At 65.9% G+C, this 14993-nt stretch carries 15 protein-coding genes; 8 read left to right on the forward strand and 7 right to left on the reverse strand.

The window, feature by feature from the left end:
- Nucleotides 1-49: 49 nt before the first annotated feature.
- The 4 genes from holA to ABCN56_RS07510 form a co-directional block, all read right to left on the reverse strand.
- Nucleotides 50-1072 (reverse strand): DNA polymerase III subunit delta, encoded by a 1023-nt coding sequence (holA, locus tag ABCN56_RS07495; protein ID WP_343080185.1) that lies wholly within the window; start codon nt 1070-1072, stop codon nt 50-52.
- The gene (gene lptE, locus ABCN56_RS07500; RefSeq protein ID WP_343080186.1) at nt 1069-1554 is read right to left on the reverse strand and encodes an LPS assembly lipoprotein LptE; all 486 of its coding nucleotides are present in this window, start codon (nt 1552-1554) and stop codon (nt 1069-1071) included. Before lptE ends, holA begins: the two co-directional genes overlap by 4 nt.
- Complete coding sequence (gene leuS / locus ABCN56_RS07505) at nt 1541-4093, reverse strand: leucine--tRNA ligase (protein ID WP_343080187.1); 2553 nt, start codon at nt 4091-4093, stop codon at nt 1541-1543. The genes lptE and leuS overlap by 14 nt, the downstream gene beginning before the upstream one ends.
- 96 nt (nt 4094-4189) lie before the next feature.
- Nucleotides 4190-4687: a DUF3576 domain-containing protein gene (locus ABCN56_RS07510; RefSeq protein ID WP_343080188.1), complete on the reverse strand. Its 498-nt coding sequence runs from the start codon at nt 4685-4687 to the stop codon at nt 4190-4192.
- Nucleotides 4688-4972: 285 nt separating this feature from the next.
- On the opposite strand from ABCN56_RS07510, the gene ABCN56_RS07515 reads away from it, so the two are divergent.
- The 5 genes from ABCN56_RS07515 to ABCN56_RS07535 all read left to right on the forward strand — a co-directional run bounded on the left by ABCN56_RS07515 (nt 4973) and on the right by ABCN56_RS07535 (nt 9995).
- Complete coding sequence (locus ABCN56_RS07515) at nt 4973-5851, forward strand: porin (RefSeq protein WP_343080189.1); 879 nt, start codon at nt 4973-4975, stop codon at nt 5849-5851.
- A gap of 190 nt (nt 5852-6041) precedes the next feature.
- On the forward strand, nt 6042-6992 hold the full coding sequence (locus ABCN56_RS07520; RefSeq protein WP_343080190.1) for a porin: 951 nt from the start codon (nt 6042-6044) through the stop codon (nt 6990-6992).
- A gap of 189 nt (nt 6993-7181) precedes the next feature.
- Nucleotides 7182-8123, forward strand: coding sequence for a porin (locus ABCN56_RS07525; RefSeq protein ID WP_343080191.1), 942 nt, complete (start codon nt 7182-7184; stop codon nt 8121-8123).
- 191 nt (nt 8124-8314) lie between these two features.
- Nucleotides 8315-9241 carry a porin gene (locus ABCN56_RS07530; protein WP_343080192.1) on the forward strand — a complete coding sequence of 309 codons (927 nt, stop codon included), beginning with the start codon at nt 8315-8317 and terminating at the stop codon, nt 9239-9241.
- Nucleotides 9242-9338: 97 nt separating this feature from the next.
- A complete protein-coding gene (locus tag ABCN56_RS07535) occupies nt 9339-9995 on the forward strand; it encodes a YggS family pyridoxal phosphate-dependent enzyme (protein WP_343080193.1) in 657 nt (218 codons plus the stop codon).
- Here the strand turns inward: ABCN56_RS07535 and ABCN56_RS07540 are convergent.
- Together ABCN56_RS07540 and ribA are read right to left on the reverse strand one after the other, a co-directional pair.
- Complete coding sequence (locus ABCN56_RS07540) at nt 9983-10495, reverse strand: L,D-transpeptidase family protein (RefSeq protein ID WP_343080194.1); 513 nt, start codon at nt 10493-10495, stop codon at nt 9983-9985. The genes ABCN56_RS07535 and ABCN56_RS07540 overlap by 13 nt on opposite strands.
- Complete coding sequence (ribA, locus tag ABCN56_RS07545; RefSeq protein ID WP_343080195.1) at nt 10492-11580, reverse strand: GTP cyclohydrolase II; 1089 nt, start codon at nt 11578-11580, stop codon at nt 10492-10494. Before ribA ends, ABCN56_RS07540 begins: the two co-directional genes overlap by 4 nt.
- 159 nt (nt 11581-11739) lie before the next feature.
- On the opposite strand from ribA, the gene ABCN56_RS07550 reads away from it, so the two are divergent.
- Nucleotides 11740-12426: a response regulator transcription factor gene (locus tag ABCN56_RS07550; protein WP_343080196.1), complete on the forward strand. Its 687-nt coding sequence runs from the start codon at nt 11740-11742 to the stop codon at nt 12424-12426.
- Nucleotides 12427-12520: 94 nt separating this feature from the next.
- On the opposite strand, the gene ABCN56_RS07555 is transcribed toward ABCN56_RS07550, so the two are convergent.
- Nucleotides 12521-13063, reverse strand: coding sequence for a hypothetical protein (locus ABCN56_RS07555; RefSeq protein WP_343080197.1), 543 nt, complete (start codon nt 13061-13063; stop codon nt 12521-12523).
- Between the two features lie 131 nt (nt 13064-13194).
- Between ABCN56_RS07555 and ABCN56_RS07560 the strand changes: the two genes are divergently transcribed.
- Complete coding sequence (locus ABCN56_RS07560) at nt 13195-13983, forward strand: exodeoxyribonuclease III (RefSeq protein ID WP_343080198.1); 789 nt, start codon at nt 13195-13197, stop codon at nt 13981-13983.
- Between the two features lie 75 nt (nt 13984-14058).
- Nucleotides 14059-14970, forward strand: a complete 912-nt coding sequence (locus tag ABCN56_RS07565; protein ID WP_343080199.1) for a tetratricopeptide repeat protein — start codon at nt 14059-14061, stop codon at nt 14968-14970.
- The last annotated feature ends 23 nt before the right edge of the window (nt 14971-14993 follow it).

Consider the following 14993-nt stretch of genomic DNA (forward strand, 5'->3'; position numbering starts at 1 on the left):
AGGATGCGCGGGCCGCGTCCGGGCTGCAAGAGGCTCCCGATCGGGCCGTTCAGCGCCGCCCGGCCATGGAGAGGCGGATCAGCGCGCGTTCCATCACCGCCATCGCCGGCGCGCGGGAAGACGACCGCAGCGTCAGGTCCGTCTCCACCAGAAGCGCGATCGCCTGTTCGAGCCTCGGGACGCCCCAGCCCTGCGCCTGCTTGAGCATCCTGTCCCGCCGCGGGCCGAAGATCGGCGGGCGCATCCGGGCAATGCCGGCCGCCGCGCCCCCGGGATCGGACGCCGCGGCGTGAAGCGCCCGGAAATGCCGCATCGCACCGATGCAGAGCGTCACGGGATTGACGCCCTGCCCCTCCAGCCGCCTGAGCATCGCCCCCACTTCGGAGGCCCGCTGTTCAGCGACGAGGTGAAGGACGTCGTCCACCTCCGCCTCCACAGTGGCGGGCGCGCAGGCTGCCACGTCCGCGGATGCAAGCCGTGCCGAATCGCCATGCTTGTAGAGCGCGATCTTCTCGACCGTCTGGCGGAAGTCGCCGGGATCGAGGCTGCGCGCCAGTGCCAGGAGATCCGTCATCGCATCGCCGCCGATTTCCCTGAGACCGGCCTTTGCAAGCGTCGCCTCGATCTCCTCTCGGCTCGGCGGATCGTCGTAGATACCGACCGCATAGGCGTTTGCATGTTCCTCGAACGCCTTCCTCAGAGCGGATTTCGCGGTGAGGGAACCTGACGTCACGACGATCTGCGCATCGCCCTCGCGCCAGTCGGCCAAGGCCGCGGCGATGGTGGGGGCCAGCGTGTCGGTGGCATCCTCGACGAAGGCGACTCGCGGGCCGGGGAAGAAGCCCTGCGCCCTGACGGCGTCCGAAAGGAGCGCCGCGTCCTTGCGGAGATCGGAGGCCGGGATTCGGGTCAACCGCATCTCGGCCTCGCCCTCGGGCCCGATCAGCGCGGCGATCACCTCCTGCCGCCGCAGCGCCACGCGCATCGCGTCGGCGCCGAATATCAGAAGCCCCGCGCGATCAGGTTCCGGCCGGGAGAAATAACGGACCGCGGCTGCGCCCGATAGCTTCATCCGCCCGCCCCGACGGGAATGAGACGCGTGACGATCTGGTCGGCCAGGATGACCATTAGGCGACGATAGGCATCCTCACGCGCGGTGGCGGTGGAAACGGTCGTTCCCGACGCCGAATAGGAGGTGAAGGTGGAAACCTGGCCCTCGGCCCGCGTCGCGCCCATGCTGTCGGTCAGCGTGAACGCGACGGAGCCCGTGACGTTGTAGCGTGTGACCGCAGCCTCGGGCGTGATCGCCAGTCCGGTTTCCTTCGTCTCGATCCGGTAGGACAGGCGGAACTCGCCATCGGCGGTCCGCCCCAGCCGTTCCTCGAGGCGCCCGACAAGATCGAAGCCCGCCTTGTCCTCGGGCACATCGAAGGCGACGCGGCCGAAAAGCGCCGAAGCCGCCCCGCCCGGCCCATAGGCCGGCGCGAAGCCGCAGGCCGCCAGCGGCAGCGCCGCGAGAAGGGCGATAACCTTGCGGCGGTCAGACGACGACATTGACGATGCGGCCCGGCACGACGATCACCTTCCTGGGTTGGGCGCCCGCAAGCGCCTTCGCCACAGCTTCGTCGGCAAGCGCGAGCTTTTCAACCTCCTCGGCGACCATCTCCTTGGGCACCGTGATTTCCGACCGTTTCTTGCCGTTGATCTGGATCGGCAGCGTGACCGAATCCTCTACCAGCATCGCCGGATCCGCCTTGGGCCAGGGCGCCACGGCCACGAGCCCCTCGCCGCCGAGCATCGCCCAGACTTCTTCCGCGAGGTGCGGCGTCATCGGGGACATGAGCTGCGCCATCGCACGCATCGCCTCGCGCTTCGCCGCCACGCCGGCCTTGGATTTCGCCAGCGTGTTGGTGAACGCGTAGAGCTTCGCGACCGAGGTATTGAAGGCGAAGCCCTCGATTCCCTGCGTCACGTCGGCGATCGCCCGGTGCATCGCGCGCAGAAGCGCCTCGTCCTCGCCGCCCGCGGCTTCGCCGCCATCGTTGCGAGCGATTTCGTCGGCCAGGCGCCATACCCGCGAAAGGTGCCGGAAAGCCGCCTCGGCCCCTGCCGAGGTCCATTCCACGTCACGCTCGGGCGGCGAGTCGGACAGGATGAACCAGCGCGCCGTGTCCGCGCCGAAGTCGCGGATGATGTTCACCGGGTCCACGACGTTCTTCTTCGACTTCGACATCTTGGCCGAAGGAATGATCTCGACCGGCGCGCCGGTAGCCTTGAGCTTGCCCTCCTCGACCTCCTCGGGGAGGTGGTAGACGGGGCGGCCCGCCGCGTCGCGGGTCATGTAGATCTCGTGCGTGACCATCCCTTGCGTGAAGAGCGCGTTGAACGGCTCCACGGCCTTTTCAGGCAGGTGGCCGGTCAGGTGCATCGCCCGCGCGAAGAATCGCGAATAGAGAAGGTGCAGGATCGCGTGCTCGATGCCCCCGATGTACTGGTCGACATTCATCCAGTAGTCGACGTCCTCCGGCGCGGTGGGGGTAGTCGCGTGCGGCGCCGTGAAGCGGGCGTAGTACCAGGAGCTGTCCACGAAGGTGTCCATCGTGTCCGTCTCGCGCTTCGCGGGCTGGCCGCAATCCGGACAGGGCACGTCGCGCCATGTCGGATGCCGGTCGAGCGGGTTGCCCGGCTTGTCGAAGCTGACGTCGTCGGGAAGACGGACGGGCAGGTTTTCCTTGCGCTCCGGCACGACACCGCAGGAGGCGCAGTGCACGACCGGGATCGGGCAGCCCCAGTAGCGCTGGCGCGAAAGACCCCAGTCGCGCAGGCGGTAGTTGGTCACGCCCCGGCCCACGCCCTTGTCCTCGCAGAAGGCGATGGCGGCCGCGACGGCTTCCTCGCCGGTTGCCACCGGGTCCCAGGCGAAGTTCTTCAGCCACTTCACCTTTTCGGTCTTCGGCGGCACGAAGGCCTCGTTCCCGACCGGCTCGCCGCCTTCGAGGGCGACGAAGGTGTCGATCACCGGCAAGTCGTACTTGCGCGCGAAGTCGAGGTCGCGCTGGTCATGCGCCGGACAGCCGAAGATCGCGCCCGTGCCGTAGTCCATCAGGATGAAGTTCGCGATGTAGACCGGAAGTTCCCAAGAGGTGTCAAAGGGATGGCGGACGCGGATGCCCGTGTCCATGCCCTTCTTCTCGGCCTTTTCCAGCGCCTCCTCGGAGGTTCCCACGCGCCGGCATTCGGCGACGAACTCGGCGATCTTCGAATCGTGGCGTTCAAGCTGCTTGGCCAGCGGGTGATCGGGCGAGATCGCACAGAACGAAGCGCCCAGCAGCGTGTCGGGCCGCGTCGTGTAGACCTCGATCCGCTCGAACCCATCGGGGGCGCCGATGGTAGAGAAGCCGAATTCAAGACCGCGCGACTTGCCGATCCAGTTGGCCTGCATGAGGCGCACCTTCTCCGGCCACTTCTCCAGCGTGTCGAGCGCTGAAAGAAGCTCGCCCGCGAAGTCCGAGATGCGGAAGAACCACTGCGTGAGCTCGCGCCGCTCAACCGGCGCGCCGGAGCGCCAGCCCTTGCCGTCGATGACCTGCTCGTTGGCGAGAACTGTCATGTCCACCGGGTCCCAGTTCACGACCGCGGCCTTGCGGTAGACGAGGCCCTTTTCGAGGAAGTCAAGGAACATCGCCTGCTGCTGGCCGTAATATTCCGGGTCGCAGGTCGCGAATTCCCGCGACCAGTCGATGGAAAGGCCGAGGGGCTTCATCTGCGCCCGCATGTCGGCGATGTTGTTGTAGGTCCAGTCCTTCGGGTGGCCGCCACGCTCCATCGCGGCGTTCTCGGCGGGCATGCCGAAGGCATCCCACCCCATCGGGTGCAGCACCGAATGGCCGCAGGACGACTTGTAGCGGGCGATCACGTCGCCCATCGTGTAGTTGCGCACGTGGCCCATGTGGATGCGCCCCGAGGGATAGGGGAACATCTCCAGCACGTAGTATTTCGGCTTCGCCGCATCGCGCCGGGCAAGGAAGACGCCAGCCTCGTCCCAGGCTTGCTGCCATTTCGGTTCGCTTACTGCAGGGTCGTAGCGCGACATCCCTTGTCCTTCTCATGCAAAACGCCGGGCTTCAGGCCCGGCGTTTATACTTGTGCTCGCGGCGGAATCCAGTGGCCCCGGGGGCGGAGCTTCCGCTTAAAGTCCCTTGTCGCGGACCCGAAGCTGCCGCGCGCGGGTAAGGATCGCGTCCTCGACCGCGCGGACCGTATCGGCCGAAACCGGACCGGAGCGCGACACCAGCGCAACCTTCAGCGACCGCGCGTCGAGCGCCGGGTCCTGCACATAGACGGTCGCCCGGTAGGCCCGTCCGCCGCCCGGCGGCGTGCCGTAGCCCGTCACGATCACACCGGTGAAGGGGTCGACCGATTCGATCGGCAGGAAGTTCAGCACCTCGAGCGAGGCCTGCCAGATATACTTGTTCACCTCTACGGTGACGTTCGGGTCATCCTTGTTGCCGAAGATGTCCCAGATCGTCGAATCGGTGCGCTCGGAGGCGGAGGTTTCCACCCGCTCTTTCGGCACGGCCCGATTGTCGCTGGTCTGGCGGGTGAAGAGGTTGCCGCCGCCGCAAGCCGACAGCGCCGCCACGAGGCCGCCTAGAAGGATCATGCGCGCCGTGCGTTGGAAGGTCATAAATACTGCCCTCGTTGCCCTTTTCCGTTCTCTAGCGGAAGGGCCGTAAGGCGACAAGGTTTTTCCCCGCTACGGGCTGTTACCTTGAATCCGGCGCCTGTCCCGCCAGCGCCTTCCGGGCGGCGGCATTCCGCCACTGTGGCAACTCTGCACCACGCCGGGCGTCAATTCCCGATTCTCAAAGCCTTGCGATTGCATTGCCTGCGGCGAGTCGAGAAATAGAGCCCATACCCAATTCGGATTCCCCTGAGTTGGGCGACCTTTGAGACAACGAGGGAAAACGAAATGAAAAAGGTTCTCTTTGCCACGACCGCCCTGGTCCTGACCGCCGGCGTCGCCGCGGCTGAAGTGACCGTCGGCGGTGACGGCCGTATGGGCGTCGTGTACGACGGCTCTGACTGGAACTTCACCAGCCGGATCCGCATCAAGTTCACCGCGTCGGGCGAAACCGACGGCGGCCTGCAGTTCGGTGGTTCGGCTCGCGTCGACCACTACGACACGACCACCGGCTCCACGGCTTCGGCCGCCAACGGCGCTGCTGGCTCGGTCTACATCTCGGGCGCCTTCGGCAAGATCACGATGGGCGACATCGACTCGGCCGCTGAAAACGCTGTCGGCGACCTGTCGGGCGTTGGCCTCACCGGCCTCGGCGACCTGAACGAAACCGCCTACCTCTCGTCGGGCCTCGAGTCGGGCGGCGATCCGGGCGCTCTGTACGCCTACTCGATGGGCGACCTGTCGTTCTACGTCTCGATGATGGACGGCACCCCGAACGAAGCTTACTCGGTCGGCGTCGGCTACTCGATGGGCGACTACGGCTTCGGCCTCGGCTACGAAACCGTTGACGGCGTTGGCGAGCACATCGTCGCCTCCGGCTCGGCTTCCTTCGGCGCTGTCAGCCTGAAAGCCGTCTACGGCACCGCCGATCTCGACGCCGTTGGCGCCGACTTCGACCAGTACGGCGTTTCGGCCGACTACACGACCGGCGCTCTGACCGTGACCGGCTTCTACCGTCACGTGGACAACACCGCTCCGACGGCGGACAACGACTACTACGGCATCGGCGCGTCCTACGACCTCGGCGGCGGCGCTTCGCTCAAGGGCGGCGTTGTTGACAACGACGTGGACACGGTTGCCGACTTCGGTATCTCGCTGTCGTTCTGATCCGAACGGACCAGTACAAGGGGAAGAGCGGGCTTAGGCCCGCTCTTTTCTTTTTTCGGCCCGGAAAACTGTGTCGATCATGCATCGGACACCCAAAACCCCGGCCAGGACGAGTGATTCTTGCTGCGAAAGATGGGTTTTTGCTGCAAAAGTTAATTTATCGTGAATTTTTGGAGCGACGGGCAGACCAATGAAAAAAGTTCTCTTTGCCACCACCGCCCTGGTTCTGACCGCCGGCGTTGCCGCGGCCGAAGTGACCGTTGGCGGCGACGGCCGCATGGGCGTCATCTACGACGGCTCCGACTGGAACTTCACCAGCCGGATCCGCATCAAGTTCACCGCGTCGGGCGAAACCGACGGCGGCCTGCAGTTCGGCGGCTCGGCTCGCGTCGACCACTACGACACCACTGCGGCCTCCACGGGCTCCGCCACCAACGGCGCCGCCGGTGAAGTCTACATCTCGGGCGCTTTCGGCAAGCTCTCGATGGGTGACGTCGACGTGGCCCCGCAAGCCGCGCTCGGTGATGTGTCCGGCGTCGGCCTGACCGGCCTCGGCGACTACAACGAAATCGCCTATGTCTCGGGCAACGAAGACCCGCACGCGCTTTACAGCTACGCGATGGGCGACTTCGGCCTGTTCCTCTCGGCCAACAGCCAGGGCGACTACGGCATCGGCGCCAACTACACCTTCGGCAACTTCATGGTAGGCGCCGGCTACGAATACGTCGACTCGGGCACCAGCCAGGCCGGCTCCTCCTGGGGCAGCAGCGGCAAGATGCACTTCAGCGACACCTGGGGCAACGCCGCGTCGCAGTGGATCATTGGCGCTGACGCCAGCTTCGGCGACGTGACGGGCAAGGTTCGCTTCGCCCGCTACGACGAAGATGGCTTCGATGGAATCATGGACCAGCTGTCGCTCTCCGTCGATTACACGATGGGTGCGACGACCGTGACCGGCTACTACGCCAACTTCCGCGGCGGCGACGGATACTCCGGACTGGACGCAGACTTCTACGGCGTTGGCGCGTCCTACGACCTCGGCGGCGGCGCCTCGCTCAAGGGTGGCGTTGTCCGCGTGGACGACCCGGGCATCGCAGTGGAAGAAACCCGCGGCGATTTCGGCGTGTCCTTCACGTTCTGATACGAACGGACCAGTACAATGGAAAGAGCGGGCATCGAGCCCGCTCTTTTCTTTTTCCGGACACGACTGTGGTCATCCTGCATCGCAGCGGGAAAACTCCGGGCCATGCCGCAGCATATTTCTACACCGGCAGCGCCCCAGACTGTATCGTCACTCGCATCCTGAAACCCCTAGTCAACGGGCAGCAAAATGAAAAAGGTTCTCTTTGCCACGACCGCCCTGGTCCTGACCGCCGGCGTCGCCGCGGCTGAAGTGACCGTCGGCGGCGACGGACGCATGGGCGTCATCTACGACGGCGCGGACTGGAACTTCACCAGCCGGATCCGCATCAAGTTCACCGCGTCGGGCGAAACCGACGGCGGCCTGCAGTTCGGTGGCTCGGCCCGCGTCGACCACTACGACACCACCGTCGGCTCCACCGCATCGGCCGCCAACGGCGCTGCCGGCTCGGTCTACATCTCCGGCGCTTTCGGCAAGATCACGATGGGCGACGTCGATTCGGCCGCTGAAAGCGCTGTCGGCGACGTTTCCGGCGTCGGCCTCACCGGCCTCGGCGACTACAACGAGACCCTCTACGTGACCTCGTCGATGGAGTCGGGCGGCGATCCGCACGTCCTTTATGCATACACGATGGGCGACCTGTCGTTCTACGCCTCGATGTCCGACGGCACCGGGAACACTTTTGACCTGTCGCCCTGGAGCAGCGGCGCCGCGGATCAAGGCTATTCGATCGGTGTCGCCTACGGGATGGGCGACTATTCCTTCGGCCTCGGCTACGAGCGTCTGGACACGACCGCTTCTGGCAACGTTGACCACATCATTGCTGGCGGTTCCGCGACCTTCGGTGGCGTGACGCTGAAGGCCAACTATGGCGTGGCGGATGCGTCCATCGGTCCCGACCTCGATCAGTATGGCGTTTCGGCTGATTACACGACTGGCGCCCTGTCCGTCACGGGCTACTACACGATGAAAGACGCCGGTACGGGCAATCAGATCGAGGCGTACGGCCTCGGCGCGTCCTATGACCTCGGCGGCGGTGCCTCGCTGAAAGGCGGCGTGGTCAACTTCGACAGCGACCCGGCTGGCACATCCGACACGATCGGCGACTTCGGCGTGTCCTTCACGTTCTGATCCGAACGGACAGAACAATGGGAAGAGCGGGCCTGGCGCCCGCTCTTTTCCTTTTCGGCCGGTTGAACCTGTGGCCCTCCTGCATCTCATCGCAAGAACTCCGACCCGAGCTACCGCAAAGTTCTACACGCCAGGCGTTCCGGCCTGTAACGCTCGACATATCCTGAAATCTTCGAGTGACGGGCAGACCAATGAAAAAAGCTCTCTTTGCCACGACCGCCCTGGTCCTGACCGCCGGCGTCGCCGCGGCCGAAGTGACCGTTGGCGGCGACGGCCGCATGGGCGTCATCTACGACGGCGCGGACTGGAACTTCACCAGCCGCATCCGCATCAAGTTCACCGCGTCGGGCGAAACCGACGGCGGCCTGCAGTTCGGTGGTTCGGCTCGCGTCGACCACTACGACACCACCACCGGCTCCCCGGCTTCGGCCGCCAACGGCGCTGCTGGCTCGGTCTACATCTCCGGAGCTTTCGGCAAGCTCTCCATGGGCGATGTGGACGGCGCGGCCAAGGCTGCCACGGGTGACGTTTCGGGTGTGGGCCTCACGGGCCTCTCCGACCTGAACGAGCTTCAGTACATGGCCGAAGGCGGTACCGACTTCCAGGCTGGCGCCGGCTTCACCGGCGAGCCCTCGGCGCTGTACGAATACAGCATGGGCGATCTGTCGTTCTACGCTTCTGCGACCAACCCGACGGGCGACGTGGACGCCTACTCGCTGGCTGGTGCCTATGCCATGGGCAACTTCACCGTCTCCCTGGGCTACGAGCGTGCAGAGCTGGACCTCGTCGGCGCGAACATCGACCACTACGTGCTTGGCGCGTCGGCCAACTTCGGCCCCGCGACTGTCAAGGCAATCGCCACGCAGGTGGATGTCGACACGCTTGGCACGTTCAACCAGTACGCTCTGTCGGTTGACTATGCCGTCAACGCTCTGACGGTGACCGCCTACTACAAGGACAACAGCGAGCTGAACGGCACGCCGCTTGGCGGCACCGAAGCCTACGGCATCGGCGCGTCCTATGACCTCGGCGGCGGCGCCTCGCTGAAGGGTGGCTACGTGTCTGACCAGACCAACGACAACGAGATCGCCGACTTCGGCATCTCGTTCACGTTCTGATCCGAACGGACCAAGACAAACGGAAGAGCGGGCCTTGCGCCCGCTCTTTTCTTTTTGGGCCCGGCGTGGTTTTCCTGACCCGAAAGGGAGGCGGCACATGGGACTGGCGGAGATCGTGACGCGGATCAGGGCCGCGGAGGCCGGGGCGGGGCGCGCGGAGGGTTCCGTGACGCTGATCGCGGTGTCGAAGGTGCAGCCGCTCGATCGCGTCGTAACCGTGCTGGAAGAGGGGCACCGCGTCTTCGGCGAGAACTACGTGCAGGAGGCCGCAGCCAAGTGGCCGTCGCTCCGGGAGCGGTTCGCCGGGGTGGAACTTCACATGATCGGCCCCCTTCAGACCAACAAGGCCAAGGCGGCGGTCGAGCTTTTCGACGCGATTCACACGGTCGATCGGCCGAGCCTCGCGCAGAAGCTCGCGCGGCTCGCCGAGGCGCGGGGCGAGTGCCCGGAGCTGTTTATCCAGGTGAATACCGGGGAGGAGCCGCAGAAGGCCGGCATTCTTCCCGCCGATACGGATGCCTTCGTCGCGGACTGCCGCGGCCTCGGGCTGCCGATCCGGGGGCTGATGTGCATCCCACCGGAGGCCGAGGATCCCGGGCCGCACTTCGCCATGCTCGCCCGGATGGCCGAGAGGAACGGGCTCACGGGGCTTTCGATGGGCATGAGCGCCGATTTCGAAACCGCCATCGCCCACGGCGCGACCCATGTGCGGGTCGGCAGCGCGATCTTCGGGGCGCGCGATTACTCTGCCTGACCGCGGACGATCAGCCGCGTGCCGGGCAGGACGCGGTTCGCGATCCAGATCAGGTCATCCCTCCGGTATGCGACGCAACCCGCCGTCGGGTAGCGCGGCGCGCGCCAGCTATGGACGAAGATGGCCGAGCCCTTTCCCGGCACAGCTTCGGGCCAGTTCCAGTCGGTGATGAGGACGAGATCGTAGAGCCTGTCGGCGCGCGACAGCCGTTCATGCGAAGGGGCGAAAGGCGCGCGGACCATGTGGTTGTAGGCTTTATGCCCCGGATCGTCGCACCAGAGGTCCTGCGGCCCGATCGGCACCGCCCAGCGCGGCAACGCCGATGCCGCGATCCTGTCAGGGCGATAGAGCATCCCGACGATCCTGTGCGTGCCGATGGGTGTCGCCCCATCGCCCTCGCGCTTGTCATGGGTGATCCCGCCACGGCCGATGGAGGACGGGAACTGCCGCCCGAGGAATCGGGTGCCCCAGCGCGTGACGACAAGATCGTGCTGCGTCACAGCAAGTGCCCCGATTTCCGCGCCTTCGTGGCGAGGTAGCCCTCGTTGTGCCTAGTCCGGCCGACCTTTAACGGCACCCTCTCCGCCACCTTGACGCCCTGCGCCTCCATCATCGCCATCTTCTGCGGGTTGTTCGTCAGCAACCGGACCGAGGAGAAGCCCATCTTCTTCAGGATCGCGGCGCCGATTCGGAAATCGCGCTCGTCATCCTCGAACCCGAGCCTGTGGTTCGCCTCGACCGTGTCGAAACCCTGATCCTGCAGCGAATAGGCCCGCATCTTGTTGGCAAGCCCGATCCCGCGACCTTCCTGGTTGAGGTACAGGAGGATTCCCGAACCCTCCGCAGCCATCTGCTTCAGCGCGGCCGCCAGCTGCGCCCCGCAGTCGCACTTAAGGCTGCCCAGGACATCGCCCGTGAAGCAGGCCGAGTGGATTCGCGCAAGCACAGGCTTGTCGCGGTCGGGCCGCCCGACCTCGACCGCGTAATGCTCCTCGCCGCCGTCTTCGGGACGGAAGATGTGAAGCCGGCCCGCCTCCGCCGCCGCCATTGGCACACGTGCATGCGCGACCGGATGCAACACCGGCGCGTCGAGAGCCCCGGCCTCCGCCTCGGCGACGTCGAGGAGCGTCAGGCCCTCTGCCTCCGCCAGCTTTCCTGGCTCCGCCACCGGTACGAGCAGCGCGGCGGGAAGCAGTCGCGCTGACTTCGCCAAGGCGATCGCGGCGCGGTGCAGATCCGCCGGCCCTTCGCGCAGCGACACGAAAGGCCCCTTCATCGGCGAAGTGAGGTCGTCCGCCGGATCGGCCATCGCCTGGACCCAGGCGAGGCCCGCATCGTCCGGCACGACCACCCGCGCGAGATCGTCGTCATAAGCCCGCGCCTTCAGCGTCTCGGCCCGCCGCGCGGTCAGGGCGAGCGTCAGGGGACCCATCGCGCGCATCCGCCCCAGGCGGTCCGCATCAAGCTCCTCCGCCGCCACGACGAGCGCCGCGCCCTCCTGCGAGCGAAGGACGACCGGCACGCCCATGCGCAGATCGGCGCGGGCGCGATTCAGGCGTTCGGCAGGGGAGGGGCCAAGAGGCATCGGGGACCTTGAATTTGCTGCCCCCTATCTAAGACCCCTCGAAAGAAATTGAAACAATCCCCGGCCAACCGACACGTCCGCGTGAAAGCTTTGTTGCAAATCTTGCCGGCCCCGTGAGCTCTGCTCATCTGTCCACAAAGGCAGATGGAGGGCAAGGACATGGCCAACCTGAAGAAAATACTTCTGGTCGACGACGATGACGACCTGCGCGACGCGCTCGCCGAGCAACTCGTTTCGACGGAAGACTTCGACGTTTTCGAAGCCGCCAACGGCGCCGAGGCGATCGAGAAGATCAAGGCGGCGTTCTACGACCTCGTCATCCTCGACGTGGGCCTGCCGGACACCGACGGACGCGAGCTTTGCCGCCGGATGCGCAAGCAGGGCGTCAAATGCCCGATACTGATGCTGACGGGCCACGACACGGATGCCGACACGATCCTCGGGCTGGATGCGGGCGCGAACGACTATGTCACGAAGCCGTTCAAGTTCCCGGTGCTTCTCGCCCGGATCCGCGCGCAGCTGCGCCAGCACGAGCAGAGCGAGGACGCGGTCTTCCAGCTTGGCCCCTACACGTTCAAGCCGGCGATGAAAATGTTGATCGACGAGAAGGACCGGAAGATCCGCCTTACCGAGAAGGAGACCAACATCCTGAAGTTCCTCTACCGCGCGACCGAGGGCGTGGTGCCGCGCGATGTCCTTCTGCACGAGGTCTGGGGCTACAACGCGGGTGTCACCACCCACACGCTGGAGACGCACATCTACCGTCTTCGCCAGAAAATCGAACCGGATCCGTCAAATGCCCGCCTTCTTGTGACCGAATCCGGCGGGTATAAACTGGTTGCGTAGCGTATGAGTTCCCCTGGCCACGTCGGGGTGATGACGTGGCATCCTCCCTGTTGGACTGGGCCGGGCCACGCGTCCGGCCCTTTTTTTAGGGACCTCAGTTGATCGGTGTGGCCCGCGACGGCGGGATCTCCACCTCGTTCAGGAACGGGTAGGCGAAGCCGACAAGCTGCCGCTGCGCCTCGCCCTCGATCCGCATCATGTACCACTTGTCACCCTCGCGGAGGACGAAGAGCGGCTGTTCGTTCCGCGTCTTGCCGTCCGCGGTCTCGGTCGTGAAGGCGGTCGGCACGAGAACCCAGGTCACGACCGTTCCGTCGGCCAGCGTCTCGTCCTTGGCATCGAGCGCGCTCTTGTCCGAGTAGAAATCGGAGAACTTGGCGTTCTTCATCACTTCGTTCATCTGCTCTGCCAGCGTCGGGATCAGTTGGCTCGCCTCGATGCCGGCCTGGCCCGCGAACACGTTCAGCACGCGCGGCGGAATCGCGGAAGCGATGCGCTCGGCCTCGCCACGTCCGATGGAGCGCAGGTGGATGTCCACGGCCTTGCCCATGTCCTTTGCCTCCTCCGGCGTCAGCGGACGCGCGGCGGCGGGCAACGCGAAGAGCGCGCTGAGGGCGATGGCGGCAAGAATTCGCATGGGCGGTCTCCCTTGGTTCAAGGCCTTTTCCGTTTTGCATGGCGCACGCCCGTCCTCAAGTCACAATCCCTTGGGCTGGCGAAGTGCCGCGCGCGCCGTTATGGTCCCGCCGGACCGGAAGGAGAGGATGCATGCCGTTCACCATCGCGACCTGGAACATCAACTCCGTGCGGCTGCGCGAAGGACTGGTGGCGCGGCTTCTCGCGGAAGAGGCGCCGGACGTTCTCTGCCTTCAGGAATGCAAGAGCCCGGTCGAGAAGATCCCGACCGAGGGATTCTCCGCTCTCGGCTACCGGTTCATGGTGGCGCGCGGCCAGAAGGGCTACAACGGCGTCGCGATCCTGTCGCGCCTGCCGATCGTGGACGCGGGCGACCGCGACTTCGCGGGGCTGGGCCACGCCCGGCACGTCGCCGCGCGTCTGGAGAACGGCGTGACGATCCACAACTTCTACGTTCCTGCGGGCGGTGACATTCCCGACCGCGAGGAGAACGAGAAATTCGGCCAGAAGCTCGACTTCGTGTCCGAGATGCGGGACTGGGCGCGCGAGGATGGTCCGGCGAAATCCATCCTCGTCGGCGACCTGAACATCGCCCCGCGCGAGGACGACGTCTGGAACCACAAGCAGCTTCTTAAGATCGTCTCGCACACGCCGATCGAGGTCGAACACCTCTCCGACGCGCAGGAAGCGGGGAATTGGGTCGACATCACGCGGCAGGACATCCCTGACGGGCAACTCTACAGCTGGTGGTCCTACCGCGCTCAGGACTGGGACGCGGCCGACAAGGGCCGCCGGCTCGATCACATCTGGGCCACCCCGGACATCTCGAACGCCGCGCACGGGAGTCGCGTTCTCCGCGCCGCCCGCGGATGGGAACAGCCTTCAGACCACGCCCCCGTCTTCGCGACCTTCGATCTCTGAGCGTGGGCTTTGCCCCTTGGCGTCCGGGCGGGCTGGGCTCATATAGAGGGCAACGACTTCAGGAAAGGGGCAATCATGCTCGAACTCGGACAGAAACAGGATGCGGCCCCCGCGGCGGGCGATCTGATCATGGACGTGACCGAGGCCGATTTCATGGCTCAGGTCGTGGAAGCCAGCCGCGAGGTGCCGGTGATCGTGGACTTCTGGGCGCCCTGGTGCGGGCCCTGCCGCACGCTCGGCCCGGCGCTCGAGGCGGAGGTGACGGCCGCGAAGGGCAAGGTCCGCATGGCCAAGGTCAACGTGGACGAAAACCAGATGATCGCGGGACAGCTCAGGATTCAGTCGATCCCGACGGTCTATGCCTTCTGGCAGGGTCAGCCGGTCGACGGTTTCCAAGGCGCGCTTCCCGGCTCCGAGGTGAAGAAGTTCGTCGACCGCGTCGCCGCGCTTGCCGGTGACGGCGGGCTTTCCGAGGCGCTGGAGGCGGCCGAGACGATGCTGGCCGAGGGTGCGGCTGCGGACGCCGCGGAAACCTTCGCCGCGATCCTCGAGGAAGAGCCGGAGAGCGCCGCGGCCTTTGGTGGCCTCGCCCGGGCGCGGATCGCGCTTGGCGAGACCGACTCGGCCGAGGCGATGCTGAACTCCGCCCCCGCCGCGATCGCCAAGGCGCCGGAACTCGAAGCCGTCCGAGCGCAGATCGCGCTTGCCAAGCAGGCGGCGAATGCAGGCCCGGTGGCGGACCTGCTGGCGAAGGTGCTGGAGGAGCCCGACAATCACCAGGCGCGCTTCGATCTCGCCCAGGCGCTCTATGCCGCCGGCAAGACGGAAGCCGCGGTCGAGGAGCTTCTGGAGCTCTTCCGCCGCAACAGGGAATGGAACGACGGCGCGGCCAAGGCTCAGCTCTTCACGATCTTCGACGCCCTGCCGCCCCAGGACCCGATTGTCCTGAAGGGGCGCCGGCGGCTTTCGTCGATGATCTTTGCCTGACACGGGGCGCGCGCTAGTTTGGT

This window comes from Ostreiculturibacter nitratireducens, assembly GCF_032670585.1.
In the GTDB taxonomy this organism is placed as follows: domain Bacteria; phylum Pseudomonadota; class Alphaproteobacteria; order Rhodobacterales; family Rhodobacteraceae; genus Ostreiculturibacter; species Ostreiculturibacter nitratireducens.

Excerpts from the sequence above, each read along its gene's own strand:
- holA (WP_343080185.1), bottom strand. The coding sequence starts at position 1,072 with ATGAAGCTATCGGGCGCAGCCGCGGTCCGTTATTTCTCCCGGCCGGAA.
- lptE (WP_343080186.1), bottom strand. The coding sequence starts at position 1,554 with ATGTCGTCGTCTGACCGCCGCAAGGTTATCGCCCTTCTCGCGGCGCTG.
- leuS (WP_343080187.1), bottom strand. The coding sequence starts at position 4,093 with ATGTCGCGCTACGACCCTGCAGTAAGCGAACCGAAATGGCAGCAAGCC.
- ABCN56_RS07510 (WP_343080188.1), bottom strand. The coding sequence starts at position 4,687 with ATGACCTTCCAACGCACGGCGCGCATGATCCTTCTAGGCGGCCTCGTG.
- ABCN56_RS07515 (WP_343080189.1), top strand. The coding sequence starts at position 4,973 with ATGAAAAAGGTTCTCTTTGCCACGACCGCCCTGGTCCTGACCGCCGGC.
- ABCN56_RS07520 (WP_343080190.1), top strand. The coding sequence starts at position 6,042 with ATGAAAAAAGTTCTCTTTGCCACCACCGCCCTGGTTCTGACCGCCGGC.
- ABCN56_RS07525 (WP_343080191.1), top strand. The coding sequence starts at position 7,182 with ATGAAAAAGGTTCTCTTTGCCACGACCGCCCTGGTCCTGACCGCCGGC.
- ABCN56_RS07530 (WP_343080192.1), top strand. The coding sequence starts at position 8,315 with ATGAAAAAAGCTCTCTTTGCCACGACCGCCCTGGTCCTGACCGCCGGC.
- ABCN56_RS07535 (WP_343080193.1), top strand. The coding sequence starts at position 9,339 with ATGGGACTGGCGGAGATCGTGACGCGGATCAGGGCCGCGGAGGCCGGG.
- ribA (WP_343080195.1), bottom strand. The coding sequence starts at position 11,580 with ATGCCTCTTGGCCCCTCCCCTGCCGAACGCCTGAATCGCGCCCGCGCC.
- ABCN56_RS07550 (WP_343080196.1), top strand. The coding sequence starts at position 11,740 with ATGGCCAACCTGAAGAAAATACTTCTGGTCGACGACGATGACGACCTG.
- ABCN56_RS07555 (WP_343080197.1), bottom strand. The coding sequence starts at position 13,063 with ATGCGAATTCTTGCCGCCATCGCCCTCAGCGCGCTCTTCGCGTTGCCC.
- ABCN56_RS07560 (WP_343080198.1), top strand. The coding sequence starts at position 13,195 with ATGCCGTTCACCATCGCGACCTGGAACATCAACTCCGTGCGGCTGCGC.
- ABCN56_RS07565 (WP_343080199.1), top strand. The coding sequence starts at position 14,059 with ATGCTCGAACTCGGACAGAAACAGGATGCGGCCCCCGCGGCGGGCGAT.